At 43.9% G+C, this 17,214-nt stretch carries 16 protein-coding genes; 1 reads left to right on the forward strand and 15 read right to left on the reverse strand.

What is annotated here, in order from left to right; all coding sequences use genetic code 11:
- Positions 1–38: 38 nt before the first annotated feature.
- The 12 genes from AC5162_RS04460 to AC5162_RS04515 form a co-directional block, all read right to left on the reverse strand.
- Entirely contained in the window at positions 39–701 is a 663-nt protein-coding gene (locus AC5162_RS04460) for a hypothetical protein (RefSeq protein WP_496534053.1), read from the reverse strand.
- A complete protein-coding gene (locus tag AC5162_RS04465) occupies positions 694–2,028 on the reverse strand; it encodes a Y-family DNA polymerase (RefSeq protein WP_496534054.1) in 1,335 nt (444 codons plus the stop codon). Before AC5162_RS04465 ends, AC5162_RS04460 begins: the two co-directional genes overlap by 8 nt.
- Before the next feature lie 131 nt (positions 2,029–2,159).
- Complete coding sequence (locus tag AC5162_RS04470) at positions 2,160–2,693, reverse strand: 5-formyltetrahydrofolate cyclo-ligase (RefSeq protein WP_496534055.1); 534 nt, start codon at positions 2,691–2,693, stop codon at positions 2,160–2,162.
- 62 nt (positions 2,694–2,755) lie between these two features.
- Positions 2,756–3,988 carry a serine hydroxymethyltransferase gene (gene glyA, locus AC5162_RS04475; protein ID WP_496534056.1) on the reverse strand — a complete coding sequence of 411 codons (1,233 nt, stop codon included), beginning with the start codon at positions 3,986–3,988 and terminating at the stop codon, positions 2,756–2,758.
- A 120-nt stretch (positions 3,989–4,108) separates the two neighbouring features.
- The gene (locus tag AC5162_RS04480) at positions 4,109–5,071 is read right to left on the reverse strand and encodes an asparaginase (RefSeq protein ID WP_496534057.1); all 963 of its coding nucleotides are present in this window, start codon (positions 5,069–5,071) and stop codon (positions 4,109–4,111) included.
- Positions 5,068–5,853, reverse strand: coding sequence for a DNA repair protein RecO (recO, locus tag AC5162_RS04485; protein ID WP_496534058.1), 786 nt, complete (start codon positions 5,851–5,853; stop codon positions 5,068–5,070). Before recO ends, AC5162_RS04480 begins: the two co-directional genes overlap by 4 nt.
- A gap of 82 nt (positions 5,854–5,935) precedes the next feature.
- Positions 5,936–6,847, reverse strand: a complete 912-nt coding sequence (gene era, locus AC5162_RS04490; protein WP_496534059.1) for a GTPase Era — start codon at positions 6,845–6,847, stop codon at positions 5,936–5,938.
- Positions 6,848–6,850: 3 nt separating this feature from the next.
- Positions 6,851–7,294 carry a diacylglycerol kinase family protein gene (locus AC5162_RS04495; RefSeq protein WP_496534115.1) on the reverse strand — a complete coding sequence of 148 codons (444 nt, stop codon included), beginning with the start codon at positions 7,292–7,294 and terminating at the stop codon, positions 6,851–6,853.
- Between the two features lie 49 nt (positions 7,295–7,343).
- Positions 7,344–7,826 (reverse strand): rRNA maturation RNase YbeY, encoded by a 483-nt coding sequence (gene ybeY / locus AC5162_RS04500; protein WP_496534060.1) that lies wholly within the window; start codon positions 7,824–7,826, stop codon positions 7,344–7,346.
- Complete coding sequence (locus AC5162_RS04505) at positions 7,826–8,827, reverse strand: PhoH family protein (protein WP_496534061.1); 1,002 nt, start codon at positions 8,825–8,827, stop codon at positions 7,826–7,828. The genes ybeY and AC5162_RS04505 overlap by 1 nt, the downstream gene beginning before the upstream one ends.
- Positions 8,828–9,081: 254 nt before the next feature.
- Positions 9,082–10,500, reverse strand: a complete 1,419-nt coding sequence (gene pyk, locus AC5162_RS04510) for a pyruvate kinase (RefSeq protein WP_496534062.1) — start codon at positions 10,498–10,500, stop codon at positions 9,082–9,084.
- 95 nt (positions 10,501–10,595) lie between these two features.
- Positions 10,596–14,006, reverse strand: coding sequence for a DNA polymerase III subunit alpha (locus AC5162_RS04515; RefSeq protein WP_496534063.1), 3,411 nt, complete (start codon positions 14,004–14,006; stop codon positions 10,596–10,598).
- 185 nt (positions 14,007–14,191) lie between these two features.
- Here AC5162_RS04515 and AC5162_RS04520 point away from each other — a divergent pair, with 185 nt between their 5' ends.
- Positions 14,192–14,389 (forward strand): YjzD family protein, encoded by a 198-nt coding sequence (locus AC5162_RS04520; RefSeq protein ID WP_496534064.1) that lies wholly within the window; start codon positions 14,192–14,194, stop codon positions 14,387–14,389.
- Between the two features lie 79 nt (positions 14,390–14,468).
- Here AC5162_RS04520 and pepT read toward each other — a convergent pair whose 3' ends face one another.
- From pepT to AC5162_RS04535, 3 genes are read right to left on the reverse strand one after another with little or no spacing between them, the layout of a single operon-like run.
- Positions 14,469–15,704 (reverse strand): peptidase T, encoded by a 1,236-nt coding sequence (pepT, locus tag AC5162_RS04525; RefSeq protein WP_496534065.1) that lies wholly within the window; start codon positions 15,702–15,704, stop codon positions 14,469–14,471.
- 24 nt (positions 15,705–15,728) lie between these two features.
- Positions 15,729–16,514 (reverse strand): Nif3-like dinuclear metal center hexameric protein, encoded by a 786-nt coding sequence (locus AC5162_RS04530; protein ID WP_496534066.1) that lies wholly within the window; start codon positions 16,512–16,514, stop codon positions 15,729–15,731.
- On the reverse strand, positions 16,498–17,202 hold the full coding sequence (locus tag AC5162_RS04535) for a tRNA (adenine(22)-N(1))-methyltransferase (protein WP_496534067.1): 705 nt from the start codon (positions 17,200–17,202) through the stop codon (positions 16,498–16,500). The genes AC5162_RS04530 and AC5162_RS04535 overlap by 17 nt, the downstream gene beginning before the upstream one ends.
- Positions 17,203–17,214 lie beyond the last annotated feature (12 nt).

A 17,214-nucleotide genomic window follows, 5' to 3' on the forward strand; every position in this document is an offset into this window, starting at 1 on the left:
TGTCATGAACAGCACGGTTGGTCAACTTATTAGACAAATTAGTCGGCAATTGCCACTTTAACCGGTAGCCTTTGAATTAATTTATTACGCAATTCTTCTAAGTTCGGTACCTGCTTCATCTCAACTGTTTTAATTTGCCGGGAGACGGTGGCCCGACCAACCAGTCCCCACTCAAAGAAGAAGTTAATTCGCTGACTGTAGTGCTGTTCAACAATTCGCAGCTCATAAACGGTATTCTTCTCTTTTTTAAATAGAGGAATAACTAAGTCTTCTAGCTCTTGAATCAGGTTTTTGCCTTGCTTATCAGAATGGTCAGCATGGCTTTGGCTAACAAAGCGGATATTTGCCCATTCATAAGGGTCATAATCCAAGTAAAAGCCATCTTCAAAGAAGCCTGTGACATGGCCAGCTTGGGTTGCATCAACTTGCCCATCTAAGTTTTGTTCGTTTTTTTGCACCAGAATTTTTTGACCGGCCTTTGCTGCGGCGTGAACTGTTTGAAAGATTGTTTCATAGTCTAATTGCGGCTGCCAACCAGCTTCATCAAGAGCTAAAAGTTCTTGTTTCTGCCGGTTTAGCTGAGCCGTATGGTCCGATAAAAAGAAACCGTTCCACTTGACTTTACCGCGGTCACGGTAATCCTGTTCAAAGTATGTTTTAGCAACTCTAGCCAGCTCATCACCAGTTAAAAAATCATTCATAACTATTTCCTCCATTATGGCCACCTACCAGGTTAGCCCGACTAATCGCCGTCCCACCTTGTTCCAACGAAATCGACCGGACTAAGCTAGCTGAGCCAAACCTTTGTCGGATTTGATCAACAACCGCATCAATCGGGTCCTCTTGCTCCTTTTGAACTGGCTCTGGTTCAAACAAGGAAATCTCTTGAGCAAGTTCTGTGTGTAAATCGCCAAAGGTCACTCCAATGTAACGGACCGGCTGACCGGACCAGTACTTATTAAATAAATTAGTTAAAACTTTCATCAGCGTCTTTGTTTGGTTGGTTGGGTCAATTCGAATGCTTTGGTGTAAACCAGTTTCTGGCCGGTGCCGGGTGTTAAAATGAATCCCTTGGTTCGCATAGCCCAAGTAGAGACTTGCTACCGCCGCCTGTTTACCATGAGCCCGCAGTCGGCTAGCAACCTGGTCCGCCATTTCTTGGATAACGACCTGAATAGCCTCTTTTTTGTGGTAGTTTTCGGGTAAGACTTGCGAATTTCCGTAAGACTTATTTTTAACTCGGAGCTTCTCACTTAAGTCTGACCGGTCAATTCCCCAAGCTAGGCCATACAGCTGTTCGCCAACCAAACCAAGCTTCTCCCTTAACAGGTAAGGATTGTAATGAGCCAAGTCCCCCATTGTGGCAATTCCCCACCGTTCCAGTTTATTAGCTGTTTTTTGCCCAATACTCCAGACGTGGCTAAAATTATCGATTGGCCAAAGCTTCTCTGGCAAATCACCATAGTGCCAATCTGCCAATAAATGTGGTGCTTTTTTAGCATCTAAGTCCAGTGCTAATTTAGCCATTGCTGGACTTTCACCAATACCGACTGCTAAATAAATTCCAGTTTCATTAAGGACCTGCCGTTGAATTTTTTTGGCAACTTCAACCGGCGTCTTACCGAACAAATGCCAAAAGTCCGTGATATCTAAGATTGATTCATCAATTGAGTAAGGCAATAAGTGCTCTGGGTCAACGTACTGCTGGTAAATCGCATTGATTTCTAGGTTTTTTTGAATGTAGAGGTTCATCCGTGGCTCAGCCTTCACCAAGCCTGGAATATCCGGGACGTCCTTTTGCCGGGTCACGTTTGAAATGCCTAAGTTCTTCTTTGCCATCGGCGAGGAAGCCAGTACTAGGCCACCAGTGTCATTTTCCTGGTGAGACATCACCACTAGCATCGCCTGCAACGGGTTTAAGCCCCGCTCCACACACTCGACACTGGCATAGAAACTTTTTGAGTCGATTAAAAAAATGACCCGGCGGCTTTCCTGTTGGTAAACCTGGTCAAACGTTTGCTGTTCCATATCGTTCTTACTCCGTTATTCTTACTCCTCATTATACGAACAGATGTTCGCATAGGCAAGAGAAAACGGTTAAAAAATTACTAAGAAAAAAGCCAGAGGTTCCCCTCTAGCTCTCATATTTATCTGAAAAATTAGCGAATGACTTGGTTAACTACTTGGTCAAAGCTTTCAGAATCAAAGTCATCCCGGACTTGTTCTTTTAGTGCTAAAGCGATTGAATGGCCCGTAAAGCCATCTAAATAGCGGTCATAGTAACCACCACCAAAGCCAATCCGGCGGTTATCACTTGAAAAAGCAACCCCTGGCACTAACAAAAGGTCGATTTCAGCTTTGGTAATGACTTCATTACTCTTAGGCTCTAAGATTCCAAAACTTGACCCATCTTCTAAGACCGTCTCTTCGGTAATTTTTACAAATTCCAAGTCATTCCCTTTAATCTTATCTAGGGCAACCGTCTTTCCGGCCCCCCAGGCAGCTGTCATAATCGGTTTGGTTTCAACCTCAAAGGGCAAAGCCGCCGTGACAGCAACCACTTGAGCCTCTTCCCAGGCCTGACTTTCAAATAATTTTTGATACAAAATTTGCTCTTGTTCTTCTTTGTCCGCCTCTTTTAGAGCCTTTAACTTTTTGATTTGCTCCTTGCGAACTTGCTTTTTATCAGTCATAAAAACCTCTATAGGTAAAATAAAAAAGCTGTTAACCAGCTTTTTTAAAATAAGTTGACTTATTAAGGAAGCGGGTGAACCATGGCAAGCTTTTCTGCCTTAGCCTTAATTTCCTTCAAAGCCTTTTCATCATCATGGTTATGGATAGCATCGGCAATCAAGTGAGCCACTTCTGCGCTAGCTTCTTCGTTAAAGCCACGAGTTGTAATGGCTGGTGTTCCAATTCGGATTCCAGAAGTGATGAATGGGCTGCGTTCTTCATTTGGCAAAGCTTCCTTGTTGGTCGTAATTGAAACCTTGTCCAACAATTCTTGCGTTTCCTTACCGGTCAAACCTGTCTTGGTCAAATCCAAGTTAAACAAGTGGTTGTCAGTTCCACCGGCAACGACCCGGATATCGTCTTCTTGGTTAAAGACTTCCACCATCGCCTTAGAGTTCTTGATGATTTGCTTAGCATAGTCCTTAAATTCAGGTTGCAAAGCTTCACCAAAGGCAACAGCCTTAGCAGCAATCACGTGTTCCAAAGGCCCACCTTGTGAACCTGGGAAGATGGCTGAGTTAATCTTCTTGGCATACTTTTCTTGTGACAAGATTACCCCACCGCGTGGGCCACGCAAAGTCTTGTGAGTCGTTGACGTCACAACATCAGCAATCCCAACTGGGTTTTGGTGCAAGCCAACGGCTACTAAACCAGCGATGTGGGCCATGTCGACCATCAAGAAAGCGCCAACTTCATCAGCAATTTCACGGAACTTCTTAAAGTCGATGAAACGAGAATATGCTGAAGCACCGGCCACGATCATTTGTGGCTTAACTTCTTTGGCCTTGGCCAAAACTGCATCATAGTCAATTGTTTCAGTTTCAGGGTCCAAGCCATAGCTTTCTGAATGGTAAACCTTACCAGAGAAAGAAACCTTAGCACCGTGGGTCAAGTGACCACCGGCATCCAAGTCCATTCCCAAGATCGTGTCACCGGGATTCAAAAAGGCCATGTAAGCAGCGGCGTTAGCCTGTGAACCTGAGTGTGGTTGAACGTTGGCGTATTCGGCCCCAAACAATTTCTTCAAACGGTCAATTGCTGCTTGTTCAACAATATCAACGTATTCAGTTCCACCATAATAACGCTTGTATGGGTAACCTTCAGCGTACTTGTTTGTCAAAACGGACCCTTGGGCCGCCCGGACTGCTTTTGAAGCAAAGTTTTCAGAAGCAATCAATTCGATTGTCCGGTTTTGGCGGGCGCCTTCTTGTTGAATTGCTGAAAAAATCAATGGGTCGTGTTCTGTGAAATTCATGATCTGCTCTCCTAGCAAAAATTACATCAAATGGGACCAACAACGAAGCAACATCTAAATTACTTTATAGTTATTATAGCAAATGCTTTCTCATTTTTGGTGAGTTAAGTATGACTTTTATTAAAATTCATGCAAGAAATCGCTTAAATCGTTCGTGTTTAGGCCGTTTTCCAGACCGATTAACAGTTTCAACCGTGCTTTTTGACCGTTGACCGCTGTGGCAAAGATGGCCCCATCATTTTCTAACTGAACACCCCCGCCCAAGTAATCATAGACGGGTTCAGCAATTCCCTTAAAGGATCGTGAAACAATGACGACTGGAATATCCTTTGCCAGTAGGTCCAAAACACCGCGTGCCGCGTCCTGCCCCAAATTTCCGGCCCCAAGAGCTTCAATCACGATGCCATCAATTCCAGCATCAGCCAGCAAGGTCAAAATATGGCCATCCATTCCGGCATAGGCTTTCATAACCGGAATTCTTTTTGTAACAGCCTTAATCGGATATGTTTGCTTACTTGGTAGGTCATAAAAGAATAAAATCTTACGCTTATTGACCATACCCATTGCACCAGAAATTGGTGAAGCAAAGGTGGCAACATTCGTTGCATGGGTTTTTGTCACAAAGCGCGCAGCATGAATTTCGTCATTTAAGACCACTAAAACACCACGACCCTTGGACTGGTCATCAATGGCAACCCGTAGAGCTGACTGGTAATTATAGAGGCCGTCCGCGCCAATTTCATTTGAAGACCGCATTGCCCCGGTCATGACCACTGGAATTTCCAAGTTTAAGGTATTATCTAAGAAGAATGAGGTTTCTTCCAAGGTATCAGTCCCATGAGTAATAACCACCCCGTCAAAGTCCTTGTCAGCGTCTTTTAAGCGGGTATACAACGCTAACATATGGTCAGGGGTGATGTGCTCTGATGGCAGGTGAAAAATGTTTTCGACTGTTAAATCAACTTCTGGCAAATTGAATTGCACATTATTCAGCGGGTTTTCACTCCCCTGTTCAACAGCACCACCGGCCTCTTCATGCATGGCAATCGTGCCACCGGTATGTAGTACTAAAATTTTTTTCATGGTTTTTCTCTCCTAACAGGGACGGTTAGCTGTCCTTCCCAGGCAGCCATTTTTTGGATAAAGACTTTTTCTTTTGGTCGTAGTCCGACCTGACGGTCGTAAAGGTAGTCAATTAGACGCTGAACGCCTCGTTTGGTAACTAATGACAAACTAACCTGGCCTAACTTACTCAAATCAATCGCAGAAAACTGCCGCAAATAATAAACCGTTTTTTGGTCTAAGTTCAAACGGTTATCGTCCAAGTCAAAGTGTGAACTATCAATGATGCCATTATATTTTTCTGAATAATCAAAATTACCAGTGACTGCCCCTGAAATTGGGTCAGCCTGCCAGTTTGGGGCAACACCAAAAATCGGCAACAACTGTAGCTCGAAGATATTCGTAATGACTTGGGGGTCAACACCTTCTTCTAGTTTTTGAAAACCGATGACGGCCTTCTGATACCATTTAGGTTTACTCTGCCCTTCTTCAAAGGCTAGGTCCAAGAGCTTAGCGATTAAGGCTGCATAAGCACTAATGGTAATATCAGTCCCAACCGCTTTATTAGGTCGACTATCTTGGATATCATTCATAAAGCCCAGGCCAGCTCCATTTTTCGGGTAAGCGCCGTCAAATATTAGCCAGGTGTAAGGCTGACAGGCAAAGCCGATTTTTGACTTTGGCTTTTTGGCACCGCGGGCCATGAAGGTAAGAATCCCCTGGTCTTTAGTAAAAACGCGGACCAAGAGGTCGTTATCCCGGTAGGACCTGGTATACAAAATAATTCCTTCAACTAATGCCATCAGGCCCTCCTTTCCAAATCTCTTAATAAAAACGAGACCGTTTTAACAACTAGCCTCGTTTTACAACCTGTTTGGTTCTCTTTTAAAAATCGTCTTTGCGGTAGCCAAATGACTGTAAAGCCTGCGGCCGGTCACGCCAGCGTTCTTCGACCTTCACCCAAGTTTCCAAAAAGACTTTTGACCCTAAGAGACGTTCAATATCTTTTCTGGCCCGGGTACCAATTTGCTTAATCATTTGTCCCTGCTTACCAATCACAATATTCTTTTGTGTTGGCCGTTCAACCACAATGGTTGCTTGGATATGAACCAAGCCATCAGGGTCGGACTCGATTTTATCAATCACCACAGCCACTGAGTGTGGCACTTCTTGCTTGGTTAGTTGCAAAACCTTTTCACGAATTAATTCAGCAATAACAAACCGTTCTGGGTGGTCTGTTAGCTGGTCAGAATCAAAGTACTGTGGACCTTCATCAAGGTCGCCGATGACTGTATCTAACAATTCTGGAACGTTATCACCTTCGGTAGCAGAAATTGGGAAAATTTCCTTCCAAGCCGGTGCATCTTCTTGGTACTCATTGATTACCGCAAACAAGTCTTCCTTGTTTAACAAATCAACCTTGTTAATCAGCAAGTACATTGGCGTATTTTGTACTTCTTTTAAACGGTTAATAATGTAATTATCACCACCACCACGCTTCATGCTAGCATCGGCAACAAACCAAATCGCATCCGCTTCATGAAGGGCTGAGAAGGCTGATTTAACCATGTAATCACCTAATGAATTCTTAGGCTTATGGATTCCTGGCGTATCGATGAAGACCACTTGTGCCTCATCGGTTGTATAAATTCCTTGAATCTTGTTCCGAGTCGTTTGTGCCTTGTTAGACATAATCGCAATTTTTTCACCGACAATCCGGTTTAACAGCGTCGACTTTCCAACGTTTGGCCGACCAATAATGGCCACAAAGCCTGATTTGAATCCTTCTTTTGTCATATCTTACCCTCTCAATCGGTGGACGAAACGTGAAAAGTCTGTCTGAATACCAAAGTAGTGCCAGACGTGAGGCTGGAAGATCAGAGCCAAAATGATTAATTCGGCAGCCACCGCTACCAAGACCATTCCAGCAGCGACATCCTTCACCAGTCCTGCTAACGGGTGGTACTTCCGTTCAACCACCAAATCAACCACAGCTTCCACTACCGTGTTCAAGAACTCACTATAAATTGGCAAAAAGACACCAATTACGACCCACAGCCATTCTGACCGGTTTAGGCCAAAGTAAAGGCCCATGACCAAAGCGAAAAAGGCAAAGCTCAAGTGAAAGCGGATATTGCGCTCCCGGACAACCATCATAAAAATTCCACGAAGGGCGTGAAACATTGAAATAAAGAAGTTTTTATTCCGTCCTGAGGGCGCTTCAGGGTTCGTCTTTTCGGCCATTTTTTCAAAGGTCGACTTGGGTTGGTACTTTTCTGTTTCTTCTTGGTTCTTATCGTGCGAGTCCGTAGTCATCTAAAATTTTCCTTTGCAGGTCAAACATTTCTTTTTCTTCGGCATCGCCCAACATGTGGTCATAACCGTTCAGGTGCAAAAAGCCGTGAACAACTAAAAATCCCAGTTCCCGTTCAAAGGAATGACCGAGGTATTCCGCCTGGCTTTCAATAATATCGACTGAAACAAGGATATCGCCAATATTCTTGGCGATATCTTCTTCCATTTCTTCATCAAAAATTACGGGACTATCGTCCCCATCTTCTTCAATGGCAAATGAAATAACATCAGTAGGCTTATCCTTATCACGGTAATCACGGTTATAAGCCTGGATTTCATCGTTATTCATAAAGGTGACCGACATCTCGGTATTGTCCGGCAAATCTAAGTATGAACCGGCATAGTTTAAGACAGCGCGAACCAAGTCCTGGTGGAACTGGGTAACGCCTTCTTTTGTTTGATCAATTAAAGCTAAATCCATTAAACTTCGGCTTCCTTTTGCTTGTTCTTTAATTCAGCGAGGCGGGCATCGGCCGCTTCATAAGCAGAAACAATTTGTCCAACAACTGGGTGACGGACAACATCTGCACTTTGAAAGGTAATAAAACCAATCCGATTAACATTTTCCAAAATCCGTCGAGCAGCAATTAAGCCAGACCGAACGCCATGTGGCAAGTCAATTTGAGATGGGTCACCGTTTACGACCATTTTTGACCCAAAACCAAGTCGGGTTAAAATCATCTTCATTTGCGCATTCGTCGTGTTTTGAGCTTCATCGACAATGATAAAAGCATCATCTAAGGTCCGCCCACGCATATAAGCTAATGGTGCAATTTCCAAACCCCCCCGTTCAATTAACCGGGCAACGTGCTCAGAACCAACTAGGGTATTCATAGCATCATAGATTGGCCGCATATAAGGGTCAACCTTTTCTTTTAAATCACCTGGCAAGAACCCAAGTGATTCACCGGCTTCAACGGCTGGACGAGTAATTACAATCCGTTCCACCTCACCCTTTTTCAAGGCAGAAATGGCCATGGCTACCGCCAAAAAGGTCTTTCCAGTCCCGGCGGGACCAATTCCAAAGGTCAAATCATTCTTGCGAATTGCCTGGATATATTGCCGTTGACCATAATTTTTAACCCGGATTGACCGACCCTTGTTATCTTTAATAATGCTTTCACTATAGAGGTCAGCAAAATACTGAAGTGTCCCCTTTTTGACCATCGTAACCGCAGACATAACATCCGCTGGCCCAATTGAAATCTGTTTTTTAATCAACTGGGCCAAAGCTTCTAGGACAGACAGGGTCATTGACGCCTGCTCAGATTCTCCTTGAATGGCAACCTGGTTGCCGCGAACAAGAAGTTTAACCCCTAGTCCTTCTTCTAATAAAGAAAGAAGTTGGTCCTTTGGACCAGCAATCTTGGTCTGTTGTTCAATGTTTTCAAAGGTGAACAGTTTTTCAGTTTGCGTTGCCAAAAATTTTTTACCTCGTTTAAATTAAACTAGTCCTATTTTATCATAGAACGAGTGATTTCTACGTAGCACACTTCTTGGTCGGAAACCTGGTAGCCGAGTTGACAAAAACGTCTTCTTAAGTACCAGTGTTCCTGCTTTTATTATACCATTAAGCCTCATTTTGCGACACAAAATCAAGGCAAGTCAAAGCACCATCTCTACCAATTTTCAGGCACAAAAAAAGCCCGAAATTAATCGGACTTTTCAACTAATCATTAAAGAGTTTCAACAGAAACGTTGTTAGTTGGCTTTGATGGGTCGATTGGGGCAACAGATACCACAACAATCTTGTCACCAGCTTCTGCCAAGCCCTTAGCCTTAGCAGTTTCCTTAGCAAGTGCAACCAAGTCATCAACTGACTTAGGAGCATCAGCCAAGACTGGCAAAATACCGTTGTTCAAAGTCAAACCACGTTGTACACGTTCAGTTGATGCCAATGCGATTGTCATTGCAGCTGGACGGTGCTTTGAAACCATGCGAGCAGCATAACCTGATTCAGTCAAGACAACAACAGCCTTGGCTTCAACAGAGTCTGACAAACGTGCAGCTGCTGAAGCAACTGATTCAACGTCATCATCACCATAGAAAGTGTCAGCGTGACGGCTGTACAACTTCAAAGCAGTTTCTGCCTTTTCATCGATAGCAGCCATAGTAGCAACAGCTTCAACTGGGTAATCACCGTTAGCTGATTCACCAGAAAGCATCGTTGCATCAGTACCATCAAAGACAGCGTTGGCAACATCAGAAGCTTCGGCACGCGTTGGGCGTGGGTTTTCTTCCATTGAGTCAAGCATTTGAGTGGCAGTGATAACTGGCAATCCACGCTTGTTCATCTTTTCGATCATGTCCTTTTGGATCAAAGGCACGTTTTGAGCAGGGATTTCAACACCCATGTCACCACGTGGAACCATCAAACCATCAGAAACATCCAAGACAGCATCCAAGTTATCGATACCTTCTTGTGATTCGATCTTAGGGATGATTTGAACGTGTTCCATGTTCTTTTCCTTCAACAAGGCACGGATGTCCAAAACATCTTCAGGCTTACGAACGAATGAAGCAGCGATGTAGTTGATTTCGTGGTCCAAACCAAAGCGGATGTCATCAGCATCCTTTTCAGTGATACCAGGCAAGTTGATTGAAACGCCAGGTGCGTTAACACCCTTACGTGAACCAAGCAAACCGTGATTTTCAGCCTTAACGACCAATTCCTTGTTGGCATCGTCTTTTTCAGTGACAGTTGTAGCTAACAAACCATCATCAAAGAGAACTTGTCCGCCAACCTTAACATCGTCAAACAATCCTGGGTAGGTAACAGCAATCTTTTCCTTAGTACCTTCCAAGCTGTCGTCCATTGAGATGCGGAAAACATCACCAGTGGCAAATTCAATCTTACCGTCAGCTTGCTTAGTAGTACGGATTTCCGCACCCTTTGTGTCAAGCAAGAAACCAACTGTCTTACCAGTGATCTTTTCAGCTTCCTTAACAGCTTGCATACGACCAAGGTGTTCTTCGTGATCACCGTGAGAGAAGTTGAAACGGAATACGTTCGCACCAGCTTCGATTAACTTCACAATAGTGTCAACATCAGTTGATGATGGACCAAGTGTTGAGACGATTTTCGTCTTTTTCATGGGTAAATAGCTCCTTTGATATCTTGGTGAGTTGCCTACAAACAACTTCCTTTTCATATTGTAATACACTCTATAACCAGTTCACAAGACACAATTTAGTCTTTTTGTCGGAAAATAACATTTTTTTCACCCAAAACCCGTTCTAAAGCACTTTTGACCTGGTCTGATTTGGCTAAATTATATTGGTCTGGTAAGACTTTTCTCGTTTTTGATACTGGCCAATACAAAATTACTGGATAATTTCCAGGATTTTGTTGCATCAATTGCCATAATTGACGCTTGATTTGCTCATCGTCGTGTTCTTCATCGAACCGAAGGAACCATGTCCCATTGGTGAATTGTTTTTTTGATTCTTGCTTTTGGTCTACCTGGTGTACTGGGTGCTGTTGCTCTTGATTTTGGACAGCCGCTGGCGCTTGACTTGGATCCAAAGCACTAATTTGGTTAGCAATTACTGCTAGGCCCTGACGAACTTCTGTTTTACCAGTAACCATAGCCAACTTACCGATTCTTAAGTCACCCTGTTTTTTTTCATAAAGCTTTGGGAAAACCGTGACATCGACTGCCCCCGTCATATCTGAAATTGACAAAAAGGCCATTGGGTCGCCCTTCTTGGTCTTGATTGTTTTAACATTCTTAACCAAGCCAAGGACTTGGACGGTTTGGTTTTCGGACAAGTTGTCAATTGGCACTACCCGCCCTTCATCAAAGTACGCTTGAAAGTCCTCGCTTGGATGGCCGGACAAGTTAAAGCCCAAAGCGTCTTTTTCTTTTTGCAACCGTTCAACAAGTGGCAAGTCTGCCTGCTTTTTAATCTTTGTTTCAGACAAGACCAAGTCGCCAAAGGCAGCCGCACTAATCAAATCTGGAATGTTTACCAATAATTCTGCCCGGTTATAACCGAAGTGGTCCAAGGCCCCAGCATAAACCAACTGCGTGAGGTACTTTTCTTGGCGGAACTTGTCTGGCAATGCCTTAATCAAATCTTGCAAGCTATCAAACTTGCCAACTGCGTTTCTTGCAGCCAGTAATTCATTCACAAAGGCCGTTTGCAGCCCAGAAATATTTTGTAGGCCCATCACTAAGGCCCCTGCTTGAATACGCCAGGTCTTTTTCGAAAGGTTAACGTCTGGAGGCAAGACTTTCAAGCCAACTTTCTTAGCCTCAGCTAAGTACGTTTGGGCCTTATCAGCCCCACCTTGGTGAGCGTTTAGTAAAGCGGTATAAAAGGCCAGTGGATAATGGGCCTTCATGTAAGCCAAGTCATAGGAGAGCTGACTATAGGCAACCGCGTGCGACTTATTGAAACCATAGTTGGCAAACTGGTCAATATATTCAAAGAGCTGCTCAGCTTCTTTTTGCTGGTGACCCTTTTTAATTGCCCCTTTGATAAAGGCGGTTTTGGCTGAAGCCATCTGTTCTTGCTTCTTTTTAGACATCGCAGACCGTAAAAAATCGGCCTGAGACAAAGAAAAACCAGCATAGGCAGCCGCTACTTGCATCACTTGCTCCTGGTAAACCAAAATGCCGTAGGTTTCAGCCAAAATGTGGTCAACCACTGGGTCAACGCTTGGAATTATCTCCTCTTTTAGCCGGCGTTTGATAAAGGAATCAATGTGTTGACTTGGTCCTGGCCGGTACAAAGCGGTTGCAGCCACAATCAGGCGGAAGTCATCGACCCGAAGCCGTCGCAAAACGTTTTTCATCCCAGCTGATTCGAACTGAAAAATCCCTGTCGTTTGACCTTGGGCAAATACACCAAGAGTCTTTTCATCGGTCAACGGCACTTTTTTAATGTCAAAGCCATCAGGCAAATCATCTTTTGCTAAGTCAATCGTTTGGGCCAAAATTTTCAAATTGGTCAGACCCAAAATATCGATTTTCAATAGTCCTAGTTCTTCAACTGGTCCCTTTTCAACTTGGGTTAGTAAGTAACCATCACTCCCCGCTTGGACGGGTAACGTCTTAACTAAGGGTTCCTTCGCTAAAACAATTCCCGCCGCGTGGGTCGAGTAATTCCGTGGTAGGTCTTCTAGGGCCAAAGCAGTTTTAAAGAGCAATTGACCATATTCTAAGTGGCTAACTGCTCGCTGCAACTTGCCATCTGGACTATTCCACGCCTCCATCAGAGGGACTTTACGACCATTTTTCCCAGCTGGAATACCATCTGACAATTTTTTCTGGTCTTTTGTATCCAAGCCAAAAACCCGGGCTGTATCGCGCAACGCCTGCTTGGCGGCCAAAGTACCAAAGGTAATAATTTGGGCAAAGTCTGCCTGCCCATACTTTTCATGCAAGTATGCTAGAACCTTATCGCGACGGTCATCAGGCCAGTCAATATCAATATCTGGCATTTGGGCTCGGTCTTTATTTAAGAACCGTTCAAACAACAAACCATCAATCAAAGGGTCAACATTGGTAATTCCCAACGTATAAGCCACTAGGGAACCGGCAGCAGAACCACGGCCTGCTCCGGTTTGAATTTGGTGGTCATGGGCATATTTTAGGATATCCCAAACAATCAAGAAATAATCGGCAAAACCTAAGTCAGTAATGACTGCCAGTTCTTTTTCTAAGCGGTCAACGTAAGGTTGCGTGTTTCCAGAAAAATCGGCCAGCCGTCTTTTTAAACCAGCCTGCACCAACTTTGTGAGGTATGTTTTTGAGTCTAAACCAGAGTCTTGTTGAAAGACTGGCAAACTAGGCTTTTTAAAAGTCAGCTCAACCGCAGCCTGGTCAATTAAACCAGCATTGGTTTGAAAGGCTTGGGCTAAGTCTGGGTTTTGCTGGTAAGATGCTTTCACCTCATCTAAGGGCTTTAAGTAAAAGGCGCCCTTTTCATTAGCCAACAAGTTCAAGTCAGTTAATTGCGTCCCTTGCTTGATGGCCTTTAAAACCTGAGTCGAAAAGGCGTCTTCTTGGTTCAAATAATCAATTTGGTCCCAAGCGATTAACCTTAAATTTGAATCCTTAGCAAAGCGAATCAAAGCTTCCTGGTGGCCCGCAGATAGGGTTGGATTAATACCGAGGTAAAACTTTTCTGATTTGGTCGCCTTTTTTAATTGGTCAAAATAGGTTTTAATACTATCATCATGGCCAACGATGAGCTGTCCTAGTTCTGATTGCGGCGTCAGCGTCACTGCTAAGCCATCCAAATGATCGGCCAAATCCGCAAAAGTAAACGATTCACCGTCTTCTCGGGTCATCTTTTTAGAAGACAAAAAAACCAAGTTTTGGTAACCTATTTGATTTAAAGCGGTCAATAAAACAGGAAACTCAGTGGCAATATTGACAAGGCCGTTAACTTTTAACGATAGCGAAAAAACCGGCTTGATTCCTGCTTTTTTGGCCAATTTAAAAAAGCTAACAAGGCCATACAAAACGTTCTCTTCTGCCAGTGAAACTGCTTGGTAGCCACGGTTTTTAGCGGCTAAAATGATTTGTTCAACTGAATTTGGGCTTTGCAAAAGTGAATAAGCACTTTTGATTTGAAGTGGTGCGTACATACAAGTCCTCCCAGTTGTAATTACTCTACTGGTATTATAGCGAAAATTTGTTTGCCTGGCGAAAATTTCTTTTAAAAACCTATCCGACAGATTCGAAAAATTGTTGCCCCAAAATCAGCCTCTTTCCCTTGCGAATTCTAAAAAGGAGCGTATTATAGTTGGTAAATAACAAAGGAAGTGGAAACATGCGCTATATCATGGCCGCCATCTGGTGTGCACTCTTTGGTGAGGTTCTCGGTTACTTAGTTGGTCAAATGACTGCTGTTAGTTTTAATCCAGCGGCAACAGCTATCGTCACAGTTATTGTTGGTGAAGCTGCTTTGATTTTGGTTCCTGCTTTAACTGGTAATACAGAAGAAAAGTCAGCCGAATCACAAAAGTAATTGTTAACTAAAAAAGACTTGTAAGCTCTCGTCTATTTGACAAAGCTTACAAGTCTTTTTTTGCTGTTTAGATGCTAAATTACTTAGCGGCTTTTGCTAAGATGCCTAGCAAGACATCCGTAGCCTGTTCCATGACCTGCTTAGAAACAAATTCATAGCGACCGTGCATATTCTCACCACCAGCAAATAGGTTTGGTGTCGGTAAGCCTAAGAAGGTAATCTTTGACCCATCAGTTCCGCCACGGACCGGTTCGATTTTGGGCTGAATCTGTAAGTCTTCCATGACTTCTTTTGCCAAAGTTACCGGTTCTTGGTTATCCTTTAAGATCTCACCCATATTGTAGTACTGATCAGCAATTGTCACTTCGACTCGGTCTTGGCCGAAACTCTCGTTAAATTGTTGGCCAATGCCTTTCATGGTTGCCTTACGATTTTCAAAAACCGCGCGGTCATGGTCACGAATGATGTAAGTTAACTTAGCTTCTTCTGGTGTCCCAACCATTTCGATTAAGTGGTAAAAGCCCTCCCGCCCTTCTGTTTTTTCAGGACGGTCATGTTCTGGTAAGGCTGATTGGAAATCAACACCAACTTGAAGCGCATTCACCATTGTGTCTTTGGCAGTTCCAGGATGAACGTTTTGTCCTTTAATCAAGACTTCCGCCGAAGCGGCATTGAAAGTTTCCCATTCCAATTCACCCAGTGGTCCACCATCAACCGTATAGGCAAAGTCAGCATCAAAGTCCTTAGCGTTGAAATTATTAGCACCACGGCCAATTTCTTCGTCAGGGCCAAAGGCGAAACGAACTGGTCCGTGTAAAAAGTCTGGATGGGCAATTAAGTATTCGGCCAAGGCAATGATTTCAGCAACCCCAGCTTTGTCATCGGCACCAAGCAAAGTTGTTCCATCCGTTGTAATCAGGTCATGGCCCTGGTAATTATTCAAGTTTGGAAAAGTCTTAGGGTCTAAAGAAAAACCTGAGTCACCTAATTTAATAATTGACTGACCATCGTAGTTGTTGACTTCTTGGGGCCGGATATTTTCGCTATTAAAGTCGGCCGTATCAACGTGAGAAATGAAACCAACCTTTTCACCTCCGCCGTTTGGCAATGTTGAAGGTAACTCAGCAAAAAGGTAGCCGTCCTTCATTGTTCGGACATTTTTCAAGCCAAGGTCCTTCAATTCGACCGCTAAATTCTTTAAGAATTGGACTTCCTTCGAATCAGAAGGCGTTGTTTGACTGGCCTCATTGGACTGGGTATTGACTTGAACGTACTTTAAAAACCGTGAAACTAAGTTTGGATACTTACTGCTCATAAAATTACCTCCGAAGTTGTTGACCTACAAGTAGGTATAGGGATCAGTATTTGTTATGCTAGCAAAGGCTTCTAAGCCAGAGAACCAAGTATGCACCTTATTAGCCATTGGTTCTTTCGCCAAGGCTTCCATATGGTGGTCTGGGTCCAAAACGGCAAAGTCAGCTGCCAGGATATCATGACCTGAATGGTAGTATAAATCAGCCGTAATGTAAAGGTCTGCACCGGCTGCCTGAGCCGTTTTCCAGAACTTACCACCATCACCACCCAGGACGGCAATGGTTTGAACTGGTTGATCCGGATTTTTGGCAACTAGGCGGACTGCTTCTACTTGGCAGGCTGATTTAACGAATTCGGCATATTGTCCTAAGGCCATTGGCTCTTTTAGCTGACCAATGCGGCCCAAGCCGGACTGACCATCAGCATTAGCCAGTAACGGCTTCGTATTTTTAATTTCAAAGGCCTGGCAAAGCCAGTCATTCAACCCACCGACTGTTGCATCTAAGTTAGTATGTGAGGCGTAAACAACGATGTCATGCTTAATTAAGTCAGCATACATCTGGTTTTGCGGGTTAGACAAGTCCAAGTTCCTGGCTGGGAAGAAAAGTGGTTCATGGTGCGACCAAATAAAATCGACGTCTTGGTCAATGGCTTCTTGCACAACTTCTGGACGGACATCCAACGTTGTCATAACTCGGTGAATTTCTTGGTCAGGGTCACCAACCTGGATGCCAGTTGGATCCCCTTCTTCAGCCAAATTTTTAGGAGCAAAAGCTTCAATTTTTTGAATTAAATCACTTGCTTTGACCATCAAATACCTCCTTGATAATAAAATCCCTTTTAGTGAGTAAGTCCTTGAACTTTTGACTTTGACCTTGACCAGCCTCCTTGAGCTTATCTAAGACTTGGTTAACCCGGTTCAACTCGACTGTCCACTTATCCAAAAAGACCGGATTCTTTTCCTGCTTTAAAACTGGACCAAAAAACAGGTCTGCCTGACTTAAGTTTTGGTCACCAGGCTCTGCCACAATAATTTCATAACGGTGTCGACCTTCAGCCACGATGGCTTCGGCAATAATTTGGTAGTGGTTTTGGTTTAACCAAGTTCGAACCGCCTCTTGGTCGGTATTGGGCTGCAAGACGAGCCGGTTAAAGGCTGGCAAATTATTTGGTTTTTCTGCCAAGATTTTTTCAATTAACAAACCACCCATACCGGCGACGACCACCGTTGACACCTGGTCAGCAGCATGAATGGCATGCAAACCATCTGCTAACCGAGTAGTCACCTGGTTATGCAAGCCGGCTACTTTCACCGTATGTTCAGCGTTTTCAAGTGGGCCCTGTGCTACCTCACCAACGACTGCTTGTTGAATTTGGCCCTTTTCTAAGAGCCAAGCTGGCAAGTAAGCGTGGTCAGAACCAATATCAGCCATGATGGCGTTTTGGGGAATATATGAAGCCACCGCTTGTAACCGCGGGCTTAAGTTAATGTCCGTCATTTCTGCTTCCTT

The organism is Fructobacillus sp. ChS1-6f1-1-27 (assembly GCF_059579415.1).

Coding starts and splice junctions, on each gene's coding strand:
- AC5162_RS04460 (WP_496534053.1), bottom strand. CDS start 701: ATGAATGATTTTTTAACTGGTGATGAGCTGGCTAGAGTTGCTAAAACA.
- AC5162_RS04465 (WP_496534054.1), bottom strand. CDS start 2,028: ATGGAACAGCAAACGTTTGACCAGGTTTACCAACAGGAAAGCCGCCGG.
- AC5162_RS04470 (WP_496534055.1), bottom strand. CDS start 2,693: ATGACTGATAAAAAGCAAGTTCGCAAGGAGCAAATCAAAAAGTTAAAG.
- glyA (WP_496534056.1), bottom strand. CDS start 3,988: ATGAATTTCACAGAACACGACCCATTGATTTTTTCAGCAATTCAACAA.
- AC5162_RS04480 (WP_496534057.1), bottom strand. CDS start 5,071: ATGAAAAAAATTTTAGTACTACATACCGGTGGCACGATTGCCATGCAT.
- recO (WP_496534058.1), bottom strand. CDS start 5,853: ATGGCATTAGTTGAAGGAATTATTTTGTATACCAGGTCCTACCGGGAT.
- era (WP_496534059.1), bottom strand. CDS start 6,847: ATGACAAAAGAAGGATTCAAATCAGGCTTTGTGGCCATTATTGGTCGG.
- AC5162_RS04495 (WP_496534115.1), bottom strand. CDS start 7,294: ATGGCCGAAAAGACGAACCCTGAAGCGCCCTCAGGACGGAATAAAAAC.
- ybeY (WP_496534060.1), bottom strand. CDS start 7,826: ATGGATTTAGCTTTAATTGATCAAACAAAAGAAGGCGTTACCCAGTTC.
- pyk (WP_496534062.1), bottom strand. CDS start 10,500: ATGAAAAAGACGAAAATCGTCTCAACACTTGGTCCATCATCAACTGAT.
- AC5162_RS04515 (WP_496534063.1), bottom strand. CDS start 14,006: ATGTACGCACCACTTCAAATCAAAAGTGCTTATTCACTTTTGCAAAGC.
- AC5162_RS04520 (WP_496534064.1), top strand. CDS start 14,192: ATGCGCTATATCATGGCCGCCATCTGGTGTGCACTCTTTGGTGAGGTT.
- pepT (WP_496534065.1), bottom strand. CDS start 15,704: ATGAGCAGTAAGTATCCAAACTTAGTTTCACGGTTTTTAAAGTACGTT.
- AC5162_RS04530 (WP_496534066.1), bottom strand. CDS start 16,514: ATGGTCAAAGCAAGTGATTTAATTCAAAAAATTGAAGCTTTTGCTCCT.
- AC5162_RS04535 (WP_496534067.1), bottom strand. CDS start 17,202: ATGACGGACATTAACTTAAGCCCGCGGTTACAAGCGGTGGCTTCATAT.